This is a genomic window from Rhodococcus olei (assembly GCF_039540555.1).
Taxonomy (GTDB): Bacteria; Actinomycetota; Actinomycetes; order Mycobacteriales; family Mycobacteriaceae; genus Rhodococcus_G; species Rhodococcus_G olei.
In genome coordinates this window covers 29265-46831 of record NZ_BAABFB010000063.1, presented here as the reverse complement: position 1 = coordinate 46831, position 17567 = coordinate 29265, and the positions used below count along the sequence as shown (strand labels likewise).

General features: G+C 72.5%; 12 protein-coding genes. 4 read left to right on the top strand and 8 right to left on the bottom strand.

Annotation, left to right across the window (positions count from 1 at the left end; genetic code table 11):
- Window positions 1-6: 6 nt before the first annotated feature.
- Window positions 7-606, bottom strand: coding sequence for a nucleotide exchange factor GrpE (gene grpE, locus ABD951_RS20300; protein WP_345349239.1), 600 nt, complete (start codon window positions 604-606; stop codon window positions 7-9).
- Window positions 603-2441, bottom strand: coding sequence for a molecular chaperone DnaK (dnaK, locus tag ABD951_RS20295; protein WP_345349236.1), 1839 nt, complete (start codon window positions 2439-2441; stop codon window positions 603-605). Before dnaK ends, grpE begins: the two co-directional genes overlap by 4 nt.
- 291 nt (window positions 2442-2732) lie before the next feature.
- On the opposite strand from dnaK, the gene ABD951_RS20290 reads away from it, so the two are divergent.
- Window positions 2733-3314: a hypothetical protein gene (locus tag ABD951_RS20290; RefSeq protein ID WP_345349233.1), complete on the top strand. Its 582-nt coding sequence runs from the start codon at window positions 2733-2735 to the stop codon at window positions 3312-3314.
- 3 nt (window positions 3315-3317) lie between these two features.
- Here ABD951_RS20290 and ABD951_RS20285 read toward each other — a convergent pair whose 3' ends face one another.
- On the bottom strand, window positions 3318-4460 hold the full coding sequence (locus ABD951_RS20285; RefSeq protein WP_345349570.1) for a cytochrome P450: 1143 nt from the start codon (window positions 4458-4460) through the stop codon (window positions 3318-3320).
- 303 nt (window positions 4461-4763) lie between these two features.
- Here ABD951_RS20285 and ABD951_RS20280 point away from each other — a divergent pair, with 303 nt between their 5' ends.
- A complete protein-coding gene (locus ABD951_RS20280) occupies window positions 4764-5312 on the top strand; it encodes a TetR/AcrR family transcriptional regulator (RefSeq protein ID WP_345349230.1) in 549 nt (182 codons plus the stop codon).
- 20 nt (window positions 5313-5332) lie between these two features.
- Here ABD951_RS20280 and ABD951_RS20275 read toward each other — a convergent pair whose 3' ends face one another.
- Together ABD951_RS20275 and ABD951_RS20270 are read right to left on the bottom strand one after the other, a co-directional pair.
- Entirely contained in the window at window positions 5333-6154 is an 822-nt protein-coding gene (locus ABD951_RS20275) for an MHYT domain-containing protein (RefSeq protein ID WP_345349227.1), read from the bottom strand.
- A gap of 603 nt (window positions 6155-6757) precedes the next feature.
- On the bottom strand, window positions 6758-7666 hold the full coding sequence (locus ABD951_RS20270; RefSeq protein ID WP_345349224.1) for a TetR/AcrR family transcriptional regulator C-terminal domain-containing protein: 909 nt from the start codon (window positions 7664-7666) through the stop codon (window positions 6758-6760).
- 179 nt (window positions 7667-7845) lie between these two features.
- On the opposite strand from ABD951_RS20270, the gene ABD951_RS20265 reads away from it, so the two are divergent.
- Window positions 7846-9060, top strand: a complete 1215-nt coding sequence (locus ABD951_RS20265; protein WP_345349221.1) for an FAD-dependent monooxygenase — start codon at window positions 7846-7848, stop codon at window positions 9058-9060.
- A gap of 137 nt (window positions 9061-9197) precedes the next feature.
- On the opposite strand, the gene ABD951_RS20260 is transcribed toward ABD951_RS20265, so the two are convergent.
- From ABD951_RS20260 to ABD951_RS20250, 3 genes are all read right to left on the bottom strand, one after another.
- Window positions 9198-10658, bottom strand: coding sequence for a dynamin family protein (locus tag ABD951_RS20260; RefSeq protein WP_345349218.1), 1461 nt, complete (start codon window positions 10656-10658; stop codon window positions 9198-9200).
- Window positions 10655-12505: a dynamin family protein gene (locus tag ABD951_RS20255; protein ID WP_345349215.1), complete on the bottom strand. Its 1851-nt coding sequence runs from the start codon at window positions 12503-12505 to the stop codon at window positions 10655-10657. The genes ABD951_RS20260 and ABD951_RS20255 overlap by 4 nt, the downstream gene beginning before the upstream one ends.
- Window positions 12506-12594: 89 nt before the next feature.
- Window positions 12595-15714 carry an IniB N-terminal domain-containing protein gene (locus ABD951_RS20250; protein ID WP_345349212.1) on the bottom strand — a complete coding sequence of 1040 codons (3120 nt, stop codon included), beginning with the start codon at window positions 15712-15714 and terminating at the stop codon, window positions 12595-12597.
- A 277-nt stretch (window positions 15715-15991) separates the two neighbouring features.
- On the opposite strand from ABD951_RS20250, the gene ABD951_RS20245 reads away from it, so the two are divergent.
- Window positions 15992-17567, top strand: a 1576-nt coding sequence (locus tag ABD951_RS20245) for an Hsp70 family protein (RefSeq protein ID WP_345349209.1), incomplete at its 3' end; no start/stop codon positions are given.

The following is a 17567-nucleotide window of genomic DNA, read 5'->3' as shown; positions in this document are numbered from 1 at the left end:
TCTGTTCTACTGCTGTGCGGGCTGTTCCGCGGCAGGCTCGCCGTCGGTGACGGTGACCATCGCGTGCCGCAGTACCCGGTCACCGAACTTGTACCCCTTGCGGAGCACGGTGCCCAGCACCGGGTGGTGCCCCTCGCCCTCGTGCTGCACGGCCTCGTGCAGTTCGGGGTCGAAGGCGTCGCCCTCGTCACCGAACGGGGCCAGTCCCAGCCCCGAGAACACGGCGGTGAGCTTGTCCGACAACGCCTTCAGCGGGCCGGTCTCGAGATCGCCGTGCGCACGGGCCCGGTCGAGGTCGTCGAGCACGTCGAGGAACTGCCCTGCCACCGACGCCTTCGCGGCCTCGACGGCAGCCTGGCTGTCCCGCAGGGACCGCCGCCGGTAGTTGGCGTACTCGGCGGTGACCCGCTGCAGGTCGGCGGTCAGTTCCGCGACCTGGTCCCCCGCGGGGGCCGCGACCGAATCGGCCGCCGCCCCTTCGGGTTCGGTGGCGAGAGCCGAGGCGGCGTCGTCCGCCGCCGGCTCCCGCACCGCACCCGTGTCCGGGTCCACCCTGCGCTTGTCCTCGACGGTCACCAGTTCGCGCTCGGCGTCCGACTCGCTCACTTCTTGTCCTGGTCGGCTGGCTCGTCCACGACCTCGGCGTCGACGACGTCACCGTCGTGCGCGGGGCCGGCACCGTCGCCTGCGGACTCGGCCGCCTGCGCCTGGTAGATCGCCTCGCCCAGGGCCTGGGACTCGGTGGCGAGCTTCTCCACGGCGGACTTCACCGCGGCGATGTCGCTGCCGGCGAGCGCGTCGTTGGCCTCCTTGATCGCGGCCTCGACCTTCTCCTTGACGTCGGCCGGCACCTTGTCCTCGTTGTCCTTGATGAACTTCTCGGTCTGGTGCACCAGCGACTCGGCCTGGTTGCGGACCTCGGCCTCCTCACGGCGGGCCTTGTCCTCGGCGGCGTGCGCCTCGGCGTCCTTGACCATCCGGTCGATCTCCTCCTTGGACAGGCCGGAGCCGTCCTGGATCTTGATCGTGTTCTCCTTGCCGGTGCCCTTGTCCTTCGCGGTCACGTGGACGATGCCGTTGGCGTCGATGTCGAAGGTGACCTCGATCTGCGGCACGCCGCGCGGGGCCGGCGGGATGCCCGCGAGCTCGAAGGAGCCCAGCAGCTTGTTGTGCGAGGCGATCTCGCGCTCACCCTGGAAGACCTGGATCTGCACGGACGGCTGGTTGTCGTCGGCGGTGGTGAAGGTCTCGGACCGCTTGGTCGGGATGGTGGTGTTGCGCTCGATGAGCTTGGTCATCACGCCACCCTTGGTCTCGATGCCCAGGGACAGCGGGGTGACGTCGAGCAGCAGCACGTCCTTGACCTCGCCCTTGAGGACGCCGGCCTGCAGGGCGGCGCCGACGGCGACGACCTCGTCCGGGTTGACGCCCTTGTTGGGCTCCTTGCCGCCGGTCAGCTCACGGACCAGATCGGTCACGGCCGGCATGCGGGTCGAGCCGCCGACGAGGACGACGTGGTCGATGTCGCCGACCGCGATGCTCGCGTCCTTGATGACCTGCTGGAACGGCGCGCGGGTCCGGTCCAGGAGATCGGAGGTGATCTTCTGGAACTCGGAGCGGGTCAGCTGCTCGTCGAGGAACAGCGGGTTCTTGTCGGCGTCGACCGTGATGTAGGGCAGGTTGATCGAGGTCGACTGCGACGACGACAGCTCGATCTTCGCCTTCTCCGCGGCCTCACGCAGACGCTGCATGGCCATCTTGTCCTTGGTCAGGTCGATGCCCGACGTGCCCTTGAACTTGTCGACGAGCCAGTTCACGATGCGCTCGTCCCAGTCGTCGCCACCGAGGTGGTTGTCACCGGAGGTCGCACGAACCTCGACGACACCGTCACCGATCTCGAGCAGGGACACGTCGAATGTGCCGCCGCCGAGGTCGAAGACCAGGATGGTCTGTTCCTTCTCGCCCTTGTCGAGGCCGTACGCGAGCGCGGCCGCGGTGGGCTCGTTGACGATGCGCAGCACGTTCAGGCCGGCGATCTGGCCGGCCTCCTTCGTGGCCTGACGCTGGCTGTCCTCGAAGTACGCGGGGACGGTGATGACGGCGTCGGTGATCTCCTCACCCAGGTACGCCTCCGCGTCGCGCTTGAGCTTCATCAGCGTGCGGGCGCTGATCTCCTGCGACGTGTACTTCTTGTCGTCGATGGACACGGTCCAGTCGGTGCCGATGTGGCGCTTGACGGAACGGATCGTGCGATCGACGTTGGTGACCGCCTGGTTCTTGGCGGGCTGGCCGACCAGCACCTCGCCGTTCTTGGCGAAGGCGACGACCGACGGAGTGGTGCGGGAGCCCTCGGAGTTGGCGACCACTACGGGCTCGCCGCCTTCGAGCACTGCCACGACCGAGTTGGTGGTCCCGAGGTCGATACCGACCGCACGAGCCATAGTGAATCCTCCTACGTGTTGCAGCACGCCCGGCCAGGGTGCGGCCGGGCTGTCTGTGCTGATTCTTCTCGGCTTCTCACCCTAAGTGAGTGCCACACGCTCAAGTCTGCATGGCCCCTCATTCGGAGTCAAACCAAACTTGAGCGACCCTCACTCAAGGCTGTCGTGATGCTCAACGGGCACCGTGTCGGATTTGTTCCCGGCCGGAGGGCGTGACACCGGGTGGTCGTCATTCCGCAACCGGCGCCCGGGGTGATCCGGCGCCGCATCCGCTCCGCATACGATCGCGGCATGGACGACGCACGCGAGCAGGACGCCGGCGCTCCCAGCCACCCCGGGCTCTCGCACCGCCCCCCACCGCCGCGTCCGGAGTTTCACGTTGAACCCCGCCGACCGGACGTCGGTGACGCCGCGCCGCGGCAGTTGACGGTCGCGGCGTGGTGCTGGATCGCCTCGTTCGCGGTGCTGATCGGGATCGCGGCCGCGACGCTGCTCGACCTGGCCGACGTGCGGGACGCGCTCGAGGCGGCGCTCGCCGGCGAGAGCCCGACCACCTCGCAGCGGGACATCGCCGACGCGGTGTCGCTGACCCTGCTCGGGTGCGCGGGAACCGCGGCGGTGCTGGTCGTCGCGGCGCTGATAGGGCTGCAGTTGCTGCGGCTGCGGCGGCCGGCCGGCCGCATCGTGCTGACCGTGGTCGGACTGCTGTCGGTCGGTGCCGCCTTCGCGTTCTGGTCGCTGCTCGCCGACGCGGCCGACGCCACGGGTGGTGTCCTGCAGTGGGCGCCGGCGTTGTACGCCGCGCTGGTGACGATCGGCGTGGCGCTGCTGTTCACCCCGGCGGCGACCGCCTGGCTCCGCTCGCGACGCTGACGGTCACACCGACAGCAGCAACTCGGTGTGCCTGCGCACGAACAGGCTCGGCGCCCAGGTCGCGTCGACGAGCTCGACGTGGTCGCTGCGGTCGAGGAGCAGCCGGACCGCCACCCGCGCCTCCATCCGGGCCAGCGCCGCGCCGACGCAGAAGTGCGTGCCCTTGCCGAACGCCAGGTGCGCCTTGAGATTCGGACGGTGCAGGCGCAACTCGTCGGGATCCTCGAACACCGCGGGGTCGCGGTTCGCCGACCCCCACAGCAGCATCAGGTGATCGCCCTCGGTGAGCGGCACGCCGCCGAGCGTGGTGTCGCAGGCGACGTGCCGGTGATGGCCCCGGAAGGGCGACTCGAACCGCAGCATCTCGTCGAGGAACGGAGCGATCAGGTCGGTGTCCGCCCGCAGCCGGGTCTGCAGTCCCGGCCTGGTGGCGAGCGCGCGTGCGGCCGACCCGATCAGCCCGGCCGTGGACTCGCCGCCCGCCCCGACCAGCTGCACCAGCATCAGCACCGCGACGTCCTCGGTCACGGCGCCCTCCGCGCTCGCGCGGACGAGGTCACCCAGCAGGTCCTCACCCGGATCACGCTGCGCGCGTTGGAAAGCCGCGTGCAGGTACCCGGTCAGTTCGACCGCGGACCGCGCGAGCCTCGGCAGGTCGGCCGCTGCGATCACCCCGCCGAGCATCTCGGTGCTGTCGTACGACCACGCCAGCAGTTGCGGTACGTCCGCATCGGGCAGGCCGATCAGCCGGGCCACCATCGTCAGGGGCAGGCGGTCGGCGATCGACGCCGCCCAGTCGATCCCGCGGCCGTCCCGGCCGGCGTCCCAGAGCTGCTCCGCGAGACCGCGCACCTGCGGTTCCAGCGCGCGGATTCGCTTGGCCACCAACGTCGGCAGCACCAGTGTGCGGTGCGCGGCATGGGCGGGGTCGTCGGCCGTCGCGAGCACGTGCACGGCGCGGCCACCGCCGCCGACGTCGAAGGTGGACGGGCCGTCCGGACCGTGCACCAGCGCGCCGGTCAGGTTCGACGAGAAGTCCTCGGTCCGCGCGACCGCCTCCGCGACGAGTGCCACGGTCGAGACGAGATGGAAGTCGGTGCCGGGGATCCGGTACACCGGGGCATGCTGCCGCAGCCGGGCGTACATCGGGTAGGGGTCGTCGAGCACGGCCGGTGCGAACACGTCGGGGGCGGACTCGCCTCCGGCGAAAGCGTCGATTTCCACTGCCTCGGTCACGGCCGGCGTCCTTCCTCGTCACTGCGGTCCGGGCAACCGTGGCAGCGCCCGATCGCCCTCGTCAAGACCCCCGACGAAACTGAGAAACCGCAGGACAACACCACTGGGGGCGCTGTCTCACCACGCAGGCAACCGCGCACGTCGCTATGGACACCGCACCTGAATTCGTCTCACAATGAGACAGATTTGCACAACCAGTATCAGGAGATGTCCGTGCCCGATCGCACCGACTGGCTCACCGGGAGGGCCCGCGGCGAGGCCGCCACCGAGCGCATCCTCGCCGCGGCCGCGGACCTGCTCACCGAACGCGGCTTCGACGCCGTCACGGTCGACGCGGTCGCGCACCGCGCCGGCTGTTCACGCGCAACGCTGTACCGGCACGTCGGCGGCCGGCAGGCGATCGTCGACGGGGTGCTCGCCCGCGCCGCGGCGGACGTCGCGCGCCGGGTATCCGAGGCCGTCGCGGGCCGGTCCGGCACCGACCGGATCACCGAGGCGATCCTGGCGTCCGTGATCGCGATCAGAGGCAGTGCACCACTGCACAATTGGGTGACCGGAGACCGGTCCCGCGAGGTCGACGACCACCTCGCCGGCTCGCCGCGGCTCGGCGAGATCGCCGCCGCGCTGACCGGGCTGAGCCCGACCGGCGAGGCCGCGGCCTGGACGGTGCGGGTGGTGCTGACGCTCCTGACCTGGCCGCTCCCCGACCCGGAGTCCGAGCGGCGACTGGTGCGCCGGTTCGTCGCACCGGGGTTCGGGTGAGGTACGGGCGGTCGAGGGGCTCAGACCGAGCGTGACACCGGCGCCGGCTCGGGCTCGGCGGGCGACGACACCCATCTGGTGATCTGTTCGTCCAGTTCGACGTCGGCCTGCGACGGTGTGAGCAGCAGAATGACCGCCGCCGTCCCCAGGACCACCATGCCGAGGCCGAACGCCGGAAACAGCAACTGTGTCACCGACACTCCGACGGGCGGCGCCGCGGCCGGATCCACATGGACCCGCACCCCCGCCATCCCGGTGTAGTGCAGCGAAATCACCGCCACACCCATCAGCAGCGCGGCCGGCACCCGCAGGTACCACCGGCCGGCCACCTGGGAGAACCACAGCGCGGCCGTCGCGGCGACCACACCGATCACGATCGACGCGATCACGAACGTCGGCTCGTGGTCGATCGACCCGCGGATCCGGATCGCCCACATGCCGGTGTAGTGCATCGCGCTGACCGCCAGGCCCATCACCACCCCGGCCGCCACCAGTCGCACGCCCCGTCCCGGCCACGAGGCCCGGGACCCGACCACCACCAGGCCGAACCCGGTCGCCCCGACCGACAGCACCATCGAGAGCACGGTCAGCGACAGGTCGTACCGCACCGCGGATCCCGGGATGTCGAACCCGGTCATCCCGAGGAAGTGCATGAGCCAGATCGCGACCCCGCCGATCGACAACGCAGCGCACGCGGTCAGCCGCCACCGCACCGACCGGTCGGCGGCCGCCATCGCGTGCTGGACGCAGATCAGACCGACCAGCGAACCGATCACCGACACGGCGTAGGCAAGAAAGAGCACCCACAACCCCATCGAGAAATGGTGCATCTCGTGCGACATCGCGACCTTCCCACAACAGACTTCGGACAGCCGCCACCCGCGGGCAATCACTCACCCACGCAGCGCCGTTCGGCGGAATCGCCTCCCGCGGTCCGGTTCGGATCCACCCGGCATCGCCACCGCTCGGCGCGGCAACCGTAGCGACCATAACCCCGGGCCCGCCATCCGCGAAAAGTGGAACACGTTCTCGCCGATGGGATTTCCGTCGCACTGTCCCGGACTTTGCCCCAGCCGCCGGGATGCGCTAGCGTGCCGCCCCACTCGCCCGCCGTCCGGTCGTGCGCCACGACCCCGGCCGTCTCGGGCTGCACAGTCCCGTCAGGTGTCCGAGGCGGCGGGGCCGACGCCGGCGGCGATTCGGCCGATCCGGTCCGGCACTCGCCCGAACGGGGCTCCCGAGCACCCGGGCTCGGGAGGGGGACGCCACCTCGCCGCAATGCGGCGGATCTCCGGCCTCACCGCGGACGAGCCCCTCGACGGACGGCGCCGGCGCTGCAGACCGGGCCGCCGACGGACGCCACCGCGGAACGAAACCCGGTGCAGCGCTTCGTCACACCGGCGGTCGCCCGACCGCGGTTCGCCCGGTCCCGACAGCGCCGCCCGTCACGATCTCGCCACCCGTGCCTCGACACCGTCCAGCACCGTGGCGAGCGACGACGCGAACAGCTCGTCGAGGTCGAAATCGACGACCGGGTCGAGGAAGATCCGCGCCGAGAACGGGTACGCACCGGATCCGATCAACGCGACACCCCGGTCGTTCATACGCCGCATCCAGCGGTCGGGATCGACCCCGGTGGCGGTCTGTTCGGTCACCTCGGCCTCGAGACTCGCGGCCGAACCGTGTACCAGGTTGAAGAGCGTGAGGTGCACCAGGAACACCGTCCTGGTGTCCAGCCCGAGCCCGGACAGCACCCGCAGGTTCCACTCGGAGTACTGCAGCTGGTTCGGCCCGGGATGCGGCCGGGTGAGCGACAGCGTCCTGGCCAGCCACGGATGTCGCCGGTACACCGACCACAGCGCGGTCGCCGCGAGCTCGAGCTGTTCCCGCCAGGACCCTTCCTCGACCGCGGGCAGCGGCACGTCACCGAACGCGGCCTCGCGCATGAGCAGCAACAGGTCCTCCTTGCCCGCCACGTGCCGGTACAGCGACATCGGGGCGACCTCCAGTTCGGCGGCGATCCGGCGCATCGACACGGCCTCCAGCCCCTCGGCATCGGCGATGCGCATGGCGCACTGCACGATCGGGGCCTGCCGCTGCGCGACCGGAGTGTCCACGGGATCGTCGCCTGCGCCGCCGTCGGGCCGTTCGGCCACCACGGTCCCGACACCGGGGAGCACCTGCACCAGCCCCTGATTGCGCAGTTCGGCCAGCGCCTTCGTCGCCGTCGCCATGGCGACACCCCACTCGGCGACGATCCTCCGCGTCGACGGCACCGGCTGGCCCGGCCGCAGCGATCCCGACAGGATTCGTTCGCGCAGCGCCTCGGCGATCCGTAGGTACGGCGGGTTCACGTCCACTCCTCTCGCTCACCGCACTAGTGCGGTGCGTACACCGATCGCGAGTGCACCACGACCGCACTAGTGCACCAACATCCATTGCGGCAACAATTCCTACGTAGACCGCTGGTAGTGCACTCGCGTACATCGTAATTTCGAGGTCGAACCGGAACAACAACAAGAGGGAGCCGACCATGTCCCGTCAGCGCAGCGTCCTGATCAGCGGAGCCGGCATCGCCGGCCCCACCCTTGCATACTGGCTCGCCGCCCAGGGGTGGTCCGTGACCGTCGTCGAGACCGCGCCGGGTGTTCGCCCCGGCGGGCAGACCGTCGACCTGAGGGGCGCCGGCCGCACGGTGTTCGAGAGGATGGGCCTGATGCCCGCGGCCCGCGCGGCGAGCGTCGAGCAGCGCGGCATCGCCTGGGTCGACGCGGACGGGCGGCACCGGGCCGAGATGCCCGTCGACGCGTTCGGCGGAGACGGCATCGTCAGCGAGATCGAGATCCTCCGCGGCGATCTCGCCGACATCCTGTACCGAGCGACCGCCGATCGCGTCGAGTACCTCTTCGGAACCCGGATCACCGCGCTCGACGAGGACGCCGACGCGGTGACGGCGACGCTGTCGGACGGGACCGCCCGCACCGTCGATCTCGTGGTCGGCGCGGACGGTCCGCATTCGGCGGTGCGGCGCATGGCGTTCGGATCCGAGGAGGATTTCGTCCGGCCGGTCGGCGGCTACTCCGCCTGGTTCACCGCACCCGACCACGTCGGGCTCGACGGCTGGTACGAGATGCACAACTCCCCCGGTGGTCTGGTCGTGTCGATGCGCCCGGACACCGCTCCCGGCCTGGCCAAGGCGTCGTTCTCGTTCGCGTCCGAGCCGCTGGATCTGGACCGCCGCGACGTCGACTCCCAGCGCCGGGCGGTCGCCGAGCGATTCGCCGCCGTCGGCTGGGAGGCGCCGACGCTGATCGACGCGGCACTGACGGCGGACGACTTCTACTTCGACGCGATCGTGCAGGTGCACATGGATCGCTGGGCGCGGGGTCGTGTGGCGCTGGTCGGCGACGCGGGCTACTGCCCCTGCCCGCTGACCGGCATGGGCACCAGCCTGGCACTGGTCGGTGCGTACGTACTGGCCGGGGAGCTGACCGCCGCCGGCGGCGACCACGTCCGCGCGTTCGGTCGCTACGAGGAGGTGCTGCGCCCCTACGTCGAACGCGGCCAGCAGATTCCGGGCGGGGGCATGGGCATGTTCGCGCCGCAGAGCGCCCTGGCCATCCGGCTGGGGCGGCTGGTGACCCGGGCCATGGTCAGCCGTCCCCTCCGACCGCTGGCGCGGCGGGCGTTCTTCGCACACCCGGACGACATCGCGCTTCCCGAGTACCCGGTCACCGTCGCGCCCTGAGCGGACTCTCCCCCTCCCCGATCGATCGAACGGGGGTTCGTGTGCCGATTCCGTTGCGGCGGATGACCCATGAACCCCGTTCGATGCCTGGGGCGGCGAGCGGGCTGGTGGTGGCGATGTGGGGGGGGTGGCAGCGGTCAGGCCAGGTCCGCGAGGACACCCTCCGCGCTGCGGGCCGCGACCGCGCACGCGCGCGCGGTGAAGCTGTCGACGAGGGGGTGTTCGGCGAGGAGCCGCCAGTACCGGACCGCCGCGAGCGCGGTGTCGCGTTCCCGGACGACACCGGCGTCGGGGGCGAGCCCCAGTCGTTCGGCGGCCCCGATGCCCTGCCCGCCGATGAGCCGCTGCAGGTGCGCGGCGTCCTCGTCGGACAGCGTGACCGGCGTGGACCGGAGCCGGCCGAGCAGCCGGATCTCCTGGAAGCCGTGCCCGTCCGACAGCGCCCGGTTGACCGCCGCGAGCACCCGGCCCGCCTCGCGTCCCGGCTCGGCGGCGAGCACCCGTTCGAGACCGAGCAGCGCGGAGTGCGCCTTCAGCTGGTCGGCCCGCTGACCGAACTGCACGTCGATCACCTGACGCAGCTCGTTCAGCCCGCTGCGTTCCACCAGTTCGGCGGCGAGGGCCGAGGAGTCGCGGGTGCCGAGTTTGATCAACGCGACCGCGAGTCGAATCCCGAAGAGCCCGAATCGATGCGCGAGCTGGGCGCGCAGCTCCGGGTCGACCGGGAGCGCGATGTCGCGGCGGGCGAACCGGTCCGCCGAGAGCATCGCCACCTGCAGGTCGTCGGCGGGGACCTCGGCGAGCGCACGGAACGCCGTGTACTCGCGCTCGCGGAGCGTGCGAGCCCCCAACGCGAGCAGTCCGGCCACCGGCACCACGGCCTGGCACAGGCCGGTCCGTTCGAGTTCGGTCGCGAACCGGGCCGCGACGTCCTTCGCGGACGTCATCGCGTCGATCCGGCCGGCACCGACCTCGTCGGCGCGCGAGACCACCCCGACGACACCGAGCGGGCCGGACTCGCCGCCGACGTGCGCCCCGATCTGCCCGAGGAACTGGACGTCCGACGCGCCGAGGGTTCGCAGCAGGTACACCACCGCGTCGGCGCCGGAGGTCGCGTGCTCGGGGGTGAGCATCTTCAGGGTGCGGGCCGAGACGTCCCGCGACAGGGACGACGTGCCCGGGGTGTCGATGATCGTGGTGTGGTCGAGCGCCCGCGCCGGCCACTCCACCTCGAGCCGGTCCACCTCGTCCGCGGTGAGCGCGCCGAGGTCGAAGGTGAGGCTGCCGTCGCGGCGCTGCACCGGCACGTTGACGGTGCGGTCACCGTCGTACCAGGCGGTGACGGTGGGTGTGGCACCGCTGCGGTACCACGTCACCACACGGGTGCACTCGGTCGCATCCGTGGGTGCGATGTCTTGCCCGACAATCGAATTGAGCAGTGTGGACTTGCCCGCCTTGAGCGATCCGGCGAGCGCGACCCGCAGCGGCTCCTCGAGCCGGCGTGCACACTCGTCGAGGTGGGCCCGCGCCCCGGGACCGACGATCCCGCGTGCCGCCCCGATCAGTTCCCGCGCGCCCGCGAGTGCGGCACCGCTCACTCGCCGGCCCCCACCGCGGCGACCGACTCGCGGATCCGGGCCAGGACGCGCATCTGCTCCTCGAGCTCGGCGATCCGCCGGGTCCGCTGCGCGGACTCGAGGTTCGCGGCCTCCTGCGCGGCGCGCAGCGACTCGTTCAGTGACCGCAGCGTCTGTTCGGCGATCACGGTGAAGTGGTCGCGGAGCAGGCGCTGGATCAGCCGCAGCCGATCCTTCGACTCCTTGCCGACCTGGAAGCTGACGTCGTCGACGAACCGGCGGATCGCCATCTTGGCCTCGCTGCGCCGCTTGAGGATTCGCCCCTCCCGGTCCTCGCGGTAGGCCTTGGTGCCCAGCAGCAGACCGGCGCCGACGGAGATCGGGTTCACCAGGGCCATGCCCATCATCGTGGTGATCAGACCGAACATCAGCACACCGCCGTAGGAGCCGCGCATGCCGACGAGCACCTTCTGGGTGATCCCGATCCGTCCCGCCTCCAGATCGGACAGGGACGCAACGGGTTCGAGGACGCCGTCGAGGTCCGCGACGTCGAGGTGCGGCAGCTCCACCGCACCGGAGTCGGCGAAGTGACCGGCCACGACCTCGGCCAGCCACACCGAACGGTCGTGGGCCCACACGAAGTTGTCGCCGATCGACGTCGCCACCTGCTCCTGCAGCCACTCGCCGAGCTGCTCCCAGTCCTTGCCGGGGTCGCCGTCGTCGACGGCCTCCTCCGCCTCCCTGGTCACCCGGCGCAGGCGGTCGCGCAGGTCGTGGTCGATGTCGGCGGCCAGGTCGGTGATGCCGTCCGCCAGGGTCTGCTGCCACAGTGCGGACTTCTTGTGCAGCTCCTCGGCCGCCACCTTCGCCTTCTGCAGCTCCGCGACCGCGGCGGCACCCTTCTCCGGATCCTGCAGGGCCGCAAGCTCACTGCCGAGGCTGAGGGTGAGGTGCTCGGAGGTGGACCTCAGGTCGAGCGCCACGGAGGTCCGGGTGGCCGCCGCGGTGCGGCCGCGCACCTGCTCGCGCAGGAAGTCGTACAGTGCCGCGAATCCGGACTCGGCGTTCAGCTCGGCGTCCTCGAGTCGCAGCGCGTGGGAGCGCAGCACCGAGGACACCGGGATCAGCGGGACGTCGAGCCCGGCCCGGTCGAGATGGCCGCGGTCGGCGGCGACGATCTCCCGCCAGTGCGGGTACAGGTCGGTCTTGCTGATCAGGCAGGCCACGGCGGGACACAGGCCGAGAACCTGCCGCAGGAACGCGAGCTCCGGTTCGGTGAACTCCTGGCTGGCGTCGGACAGCACGAGTACCGCGTCGGCAGCCGGAAGGAGGCCGAGAGTGCTTGCGGCGTGCGGGTTTCCGTGACCACCGACGCCGGGTGTGTCGACCAGGACGAGCCCGTCCGCGAGCAGCGGGCTGGGCACGTTCACCTCGATCCGCAGCACCTCGCGGCCGCCGGCGTGCGGCGTGGCCGGGGTGATCGCGGTGAGCTCCTCCAGCGGAATCGGCACCCGGACCGGGTCGAGGCCGGGTTCGGCGAGCACGAGTTCGGCGGACGGCGTCTGGGCGTTCTGCACGACCGTCGGCACCGCCGTCGTCTCGTCGTCACCGACCGAGCACACGGTCAGGTTCAACAGCGAGTTCACGAGCTGGCTCTTGCCCTGCTTGAGCGGGCCGACGACGACGACCCGCATCCGCGGGTCGAGAACGCGGTTGCGCGCGCCGTCCAGTCTGGCCACGAGGTCGGCTCGTCCCGCGGCGCGGGCAACCGCCCCGACCGCATCGAGCATCTCGACCATCGGCAGCTCCGACGCCGAGGGCACCACCGGACCGGCCGGCGCCGTCGTCGTACCGGATGCGTTGTCCATTACCCCGACTCACACCCTTTCCGCGAGGACCGGCCCCGCACGGGGATAACCGCGTGCGGGGCCGGTTTCGTTACAGCCGGACCGTCACCTCAGTGGTGCATCGGGTCCCCATGCGTCGTGGCCTCGCCCGCCGCGTGCGAATCGACGACGCCGGTGGCGGAGTGGTCTTCGGTGAACAGGCTGTCGCCGGAGTTCGAGAACAGCCCGCTCCCGCTGTGCGACTCGGTCCCGAAGGTGTTCGACGCGTCCAGCGACGACCAGGCGTTGGTCAGGCCGGAGGTCGCGCCGTGCAGACCGGAGGTCAGACCGCCGACGAGTCCACCGTCGGCGCCCGCGGCACCGGAACCGGACGCGTGGGCGGCACCCGAACCGGACGCCTCGCCCGAACCGGACGCGGTACCGGACCCCGACACCGCACCCGTGCCCGACGCGCCACCGGAGACCGCTCCCGTGCCGGACGCACCACCGGCGACCGCACCGCCCGCGGCGGCACCGACGGCGCCGCCGAGGTGGCCGCCGAGGTTCGCAGCGGCGTCGAGACCGGAGGTCAGGCTCGCGCCGGCGTCGGCGAGCCCGGACACCGCGCCACCCAGCCCGGCACCGGTGTCGGCGAGACCCGAGACCGCGCCGGTCAGACCGGCACCGGCATCCGCGACACCGGAGACCGCACCGCCGAGGCCGGCTCCGGCGTCGGCCGCGGTGTGCAGCGTGCCCGCCACGTCCGCGCCGAGCCCGGTGCCGGCGTCGATCAGGCCACCGAGACCGCCGCCGAGGCCCGCGGTCAGGCCCGTGCCGAGTCCGGCGACGGTGTCGATTCCGCCGTTCGCCGCTCCGGTCAGCGCGGTGTTCAGGTCCGCGGCCGCCCCGCCGCCGGCCCCGACCGCGCCGTCCAGGGCGGTACCGAGGCCACCGGTCAGCCCGGCACCCGCGTCGACCAGACCGCCGAGGCCACCGGCCGCGCCGAGCAGCCCGTCCAGGCCGCCGGTGAGTCCGCCGCCGACGCCGAGCGCCGAGTCGAGCGCCGCCCCGAGCGCGCCGCCCGCCTCGCCGCCGGCGCCGAGGGCACCGCTCAACGCGGTGCCGAGGTTCGCCCCGGCACCGAGGTTCAGGTCGGTGGCGAGGTCGCCACCCAGTCCGGCGCCGAGCACCCCTCCGAGCGCGGCGCCGAGATTGGATCCGGCCTCGCCACCGACCCCGAACGCGCTCTCGAGCACGTTCGACAGGCCACCACCGGCAGCCAGGTCGAGATCGGCGACGTTCAGCGCACCGTTGAGCGCCGCACCGAGTTCACTGGTCAGGGCGCCGTCGACACCGAGCGCGCCGCCGAGTGCGGAACTGATCGCCCCGCCCAGGCCGGCCTCGCCGCCGAGCAGACCACCCAGACCGGCCTCGCCCCCGAGCAGACCACCCAAACCGGCCTCCCCGCCGAGCAGACCACCCAAACCGGCCTCCCCGCCGAGCAGACCACCCAAACCGGCCTCCCCGCCGACGACGCCCTCGAGCGCGGTGCCGAGAGCGGCGCCGAGCTGGCCGCCGACGGCGCCGTCCGCGCCGAGCGCCGCGCCGAGGAGCGTGCTCAGCTCGGTACCGAGACCGGCGTCGAGCCCTCCGCCGAGCAGACCCGACAGGTCCAGCCCGGTGAGACCACCGGCACCGAGGGCACCACCGAGGGCGCCGCCGAGGCCGCCGGCGAGATCGCCGTCGATGTCGAGGACGCCGCCGAGCGCACCGCCCAGCGCGGTGCCGAGATCGAGGCCGCCGCCCAACGCGGCGTCGAGGACACCGCCGAGGCCGCCCCCGGCACCGAGAGCCGCACCCAGCACGCCGCCGAGGGCGCCGCCGAGGTCCGCACCGACCTCACCGCCGGCACCGAGAGCGCTGCTGAGCGCGGCGGACAGTCCACCGCCGAGACCGCCGGAGAGGTCGAGCAGCCCGCCCGCGCCGAGCGCGGCGTCCAGGGCCGTACCGAGCTCACCGGTCAGGCCGCCGCCGACCCCGAGCGCTCCGCCGAGGGCCGCGGCGAGGTCACCACCGAGTCCGAGTGCGCCGTCGAGGTCGAGGCCGGCGCCCGTGTCCACCAGTGCACCGAGGACGCCGCCGAGGGCGCCGCCGAGGTCGGCCCCGATCTCCCCGCCCGCGCCGAGCACGCCGCCGAGTGTGGAGCTCAGGACCGCGGACAGGTCGCCGCCGAGTGCGCCGCCGAGACCACCGCTGAGGTCGAGGAGCCCGCCGAGCCCGCCTTCGAGCAGCCCGGTCAGGTCGGCGCCGATGCCGCCGCCCGCACCGAGCGCGGCGTCGAGGGCGCCGCCGAGAGCGGCGGTCAGGTCCCCACCGACACCCAGAGCGCCACCGAGGGCGCCTCCGAGTCCGGCTCCGAGGTCGAGGCCGCCGGCCAGCGCGGACGCCAGGTCCGCGCCGAGGCTGCCGCCGGCCGCGACCGCGCCGCCGAGAACTCCACCGAGGGCGGCACCGAGGTTGGCGCCGAGGTCGCCGCCGACGCCGAATGCCGCTCCGAGCACCGAGCTCAGGTCCAGGCCGCCGCCGATGCCTGCCAGTCCACCGAGGCCGAGGTCGATGTCGGTGACCGCGCCCAGCGCGCCACCGAGGGCGGCGCCGAGATCGCCGGTCAGCTCGCCGCCGACCCCGATCGCGCCGCCGAGGGCCGCGGCGAGCGCAGCGCCGAGGTCGAGTCCGGCGCCGAGGTCGAGTGCGCCACCGAGATCCAGGCCGCCGGCCGCGTGCAGGGCCGCTCCGAGGGCGGCGCCGAGATCGGCACCGATCGCACCGCCGATCTGCAGGGCCGCGCCGAGCGCGGCGCTGAGTGCGGCCGACAGCTCGGCACCCAGGTCGATGTTCCCGCCGAAGTCGCCGCCGACGGCCGCACCGAGGCCGAGTCCGGCACCGGCTCCGAGTCCGAGGCCGCCGCCCAGACCGGCACCGAGGCCGCCACCCAGGCCGCCGCCGAGCGCGCCGCCGAGGTCACCACCGAGGCCACCACCGGCGGCGAGGATGCTCGTCAGCTCGGGGCCGGCGCCGGCGAACAGTCCGGATTCGGCGACCAGCGGGGCCACCGCGGCGATGTCCGCGTGGCAGACGTCGCCGAGGCCGGCGGCCGCGAGCACCGCATCCGGGTTGTGGCAGTACGCGGCCCGGGCCTCGTCGTCGCGCAGCAGGCTGAGGATGAAGTCGAGCAGCGCGTTGGTGGCCATGTCGAACTCCTGACATGTCGTGTGGAGCGGTGTGCGATCCACGTGGGAAGTGACGATGACGACGCTATGCAGCGGGCGGCCGCCGCCCAACGGGGTCGGCTCCCCCATCGCCTCGGCCGGTGTTGGGGCGGGGAACATAGGGGATCCCCCGGGCATAGGGGAAAGGTCCCTCATCTGCGGATTTGGGAACTCAATCCGTAACGGGGAGAGCGCTGGCGACGACACTGGGGACATCGGCGGCACTCACGCGACCGCCCCCAGACCACGGGAGAAGGACATGTCGACAGGACTCGGACTCACCGTCGGTTCGATGAACTCGGTGGCGGTCACCGAGAACGTCACCGGCCCCGAGAGCACCGCCGTCATCGCCCCGACGGCCCTCGCGTTCACCGACGCGGGCGCGACACTGCTGCCCGAGGGGGGACGCCCCGACGGCGCCGCGGTGACGGGCTACGCGCACAGGGTCGGCGACCCGGTCGCACTGATCGCCGAGGACGGAACCACCCACACCGGCGAGGAACTCGTGGCCACCACGATGCGCTGCCTCGCCGACGCGGCGCCGGCCGCCGACGCGGTCGTCGCGGCGCATCCGGCGGTGTGGTCGGACTATCAGGCGGACGTGCTCGCCGAAGCCCTCGACCGGGCCGGGCTGCCCGGGGCCACGCTGATCACCGAGCCGGAGGCCGCGGTCGCGTGGTTGCGGCACACCCGGCCGGACCTGGACGACGCGCCGGTCGTGGTCTACGACCTCGGTGCCCGTTCCCTCGACGTCACCGTGGTTCGCCCCGGTGACACCGCCGAGATCATCGGCACCCCGCTGCGCTCCGAGGACTACTCCGGATCCGAATTCGACTACGCGACGATGCGTTACGTCCTCGACGGTGTGACCGACGCGCACGGCGGTCCGGTGCCGCTCGACGCCGTGGACGCACTCGCCGAGCTGCGGACGCGGTGCCGGCTGGCGAAGGAGGCACTGTCCACCGACACGGCCACGGTGATCGCGGTCGACCTGCCCGGCGTGCAGAGCGACGTCCGACTCGTCCGCGAGGAGCTCGAGGACCTGATCCGGGACCCGCTGGCCGACTCGGTGAACCTGGTGCACGAGGCCGTCCGTGGCGCCGGCCTGGACCTGTCCGACGTCGGGTCGGTGCTGCTCGTCGGCGGCAGCTCGGCGATTCCGTTGGTGGCGGAACTGCTCTCGACGACGCTGCGCCTGCCGGTGGTCGCGGACCTGGACCCGATGAGCACCGCGGCCGCGGGCGCGGCGACCGTGGCCGCAGGGTTGGCGGCGATGACGCCGGCAGCCCAGGACACCGCGGCCTTCGCCGTGCTCGACGCGACGCTGTCCGACGGCGCCGACACCACCGTCCTCCCACCCCTGACGTCGATTCCGGCGGCCGCGGCACCGGCCGCGCCGCGCGCACGCGGCGGCGGACTGACCACCCCGAAGAAGGCGGCCCTCGTCGGCGTGGCGGCCGCGGCGATCGCGCTGCTCGCCGCCGGCGGCCTCTCGCTCGGAACCGGGGCGTTCACCCCGACCGCCGATTCGCAGTCCACCGGCGGCACCACGACACCGGGCACCACCTCCGGCTCCGTTGTCCCGGGCACGATTTCGGCGACCGCGGTCCCGGTCGGGTCCCCGGCCACCACGGATGCGACGCAGGCCGGTGGCCCGCAGGCACAGGTGGCGTCGACCGGGTCGGTGCAGCCCGTCAACGCGGCGAACACCGGAACGGGCGGGGCCGGGGCCGCATCGCCCGCTGCGCCGGCACCCGGGTCCCCGGCGGCGGCGGCTCCCGCACCGGCACCCGCTCCGGCGCCGGCACCCGCACCCGCGCCCGCACCGGCGCCCG

Excerpts from the sequence above, each read along its gene's own strand:
- dnaK (WP_345349236.1), bottom strand. The coding sequence starts at position 2,441 with ATGGCTCGTGCGGTCGGTATCGACCTCGGGACCACCAACTCGGTCGTG.
- ABD951_RS20290 (WP_345349233.1), top strand. The coding sequence starts at position 2,733 with ATGGACGACGCACGCGAGCAGGACGCCGGCGCTCCCAGCCACCCCGGG.
- ABD951_RS20285 (WP_345349570.1), bottom strand. The coding sequence starts at position 4,460 with ATGTACGCCCGGCTGCGGCAGCATGCCCCGGTGTACCGGATCCCCGGC.
- ABD951_RS20275 (WP_345349227.1), bottom strand. The coding sequence starts at position 6,154 with ATGTCGCACGAGATGCACCATTTCTCGATGGGGTTGTGGGTGCTCTTT.
- ABD951_RS20265 (WP_345349221.1), top strand. The coding sequence starts at position 7,846 with ATGTCCCGTCAGCGCAGCGTCCTGATCAGCGGAGCCGGCATCGCCGGC.
- ABD951_RS20255 (WP_345349215.1), bottom strand. The coding sequence starts at position 12,505 with ATGGACAACGCATCCGGTACGACGACGGCGCCGGCCGGTCCGGTGGTG.
- ABD951_RS20250 (WP_345349212.1), bottom strand. The coding sequence starts at position 15,714 with ATGGCCACCAACGCGCTGCTCGACTTCATCCTCAGCCTGCTGCGCGAC.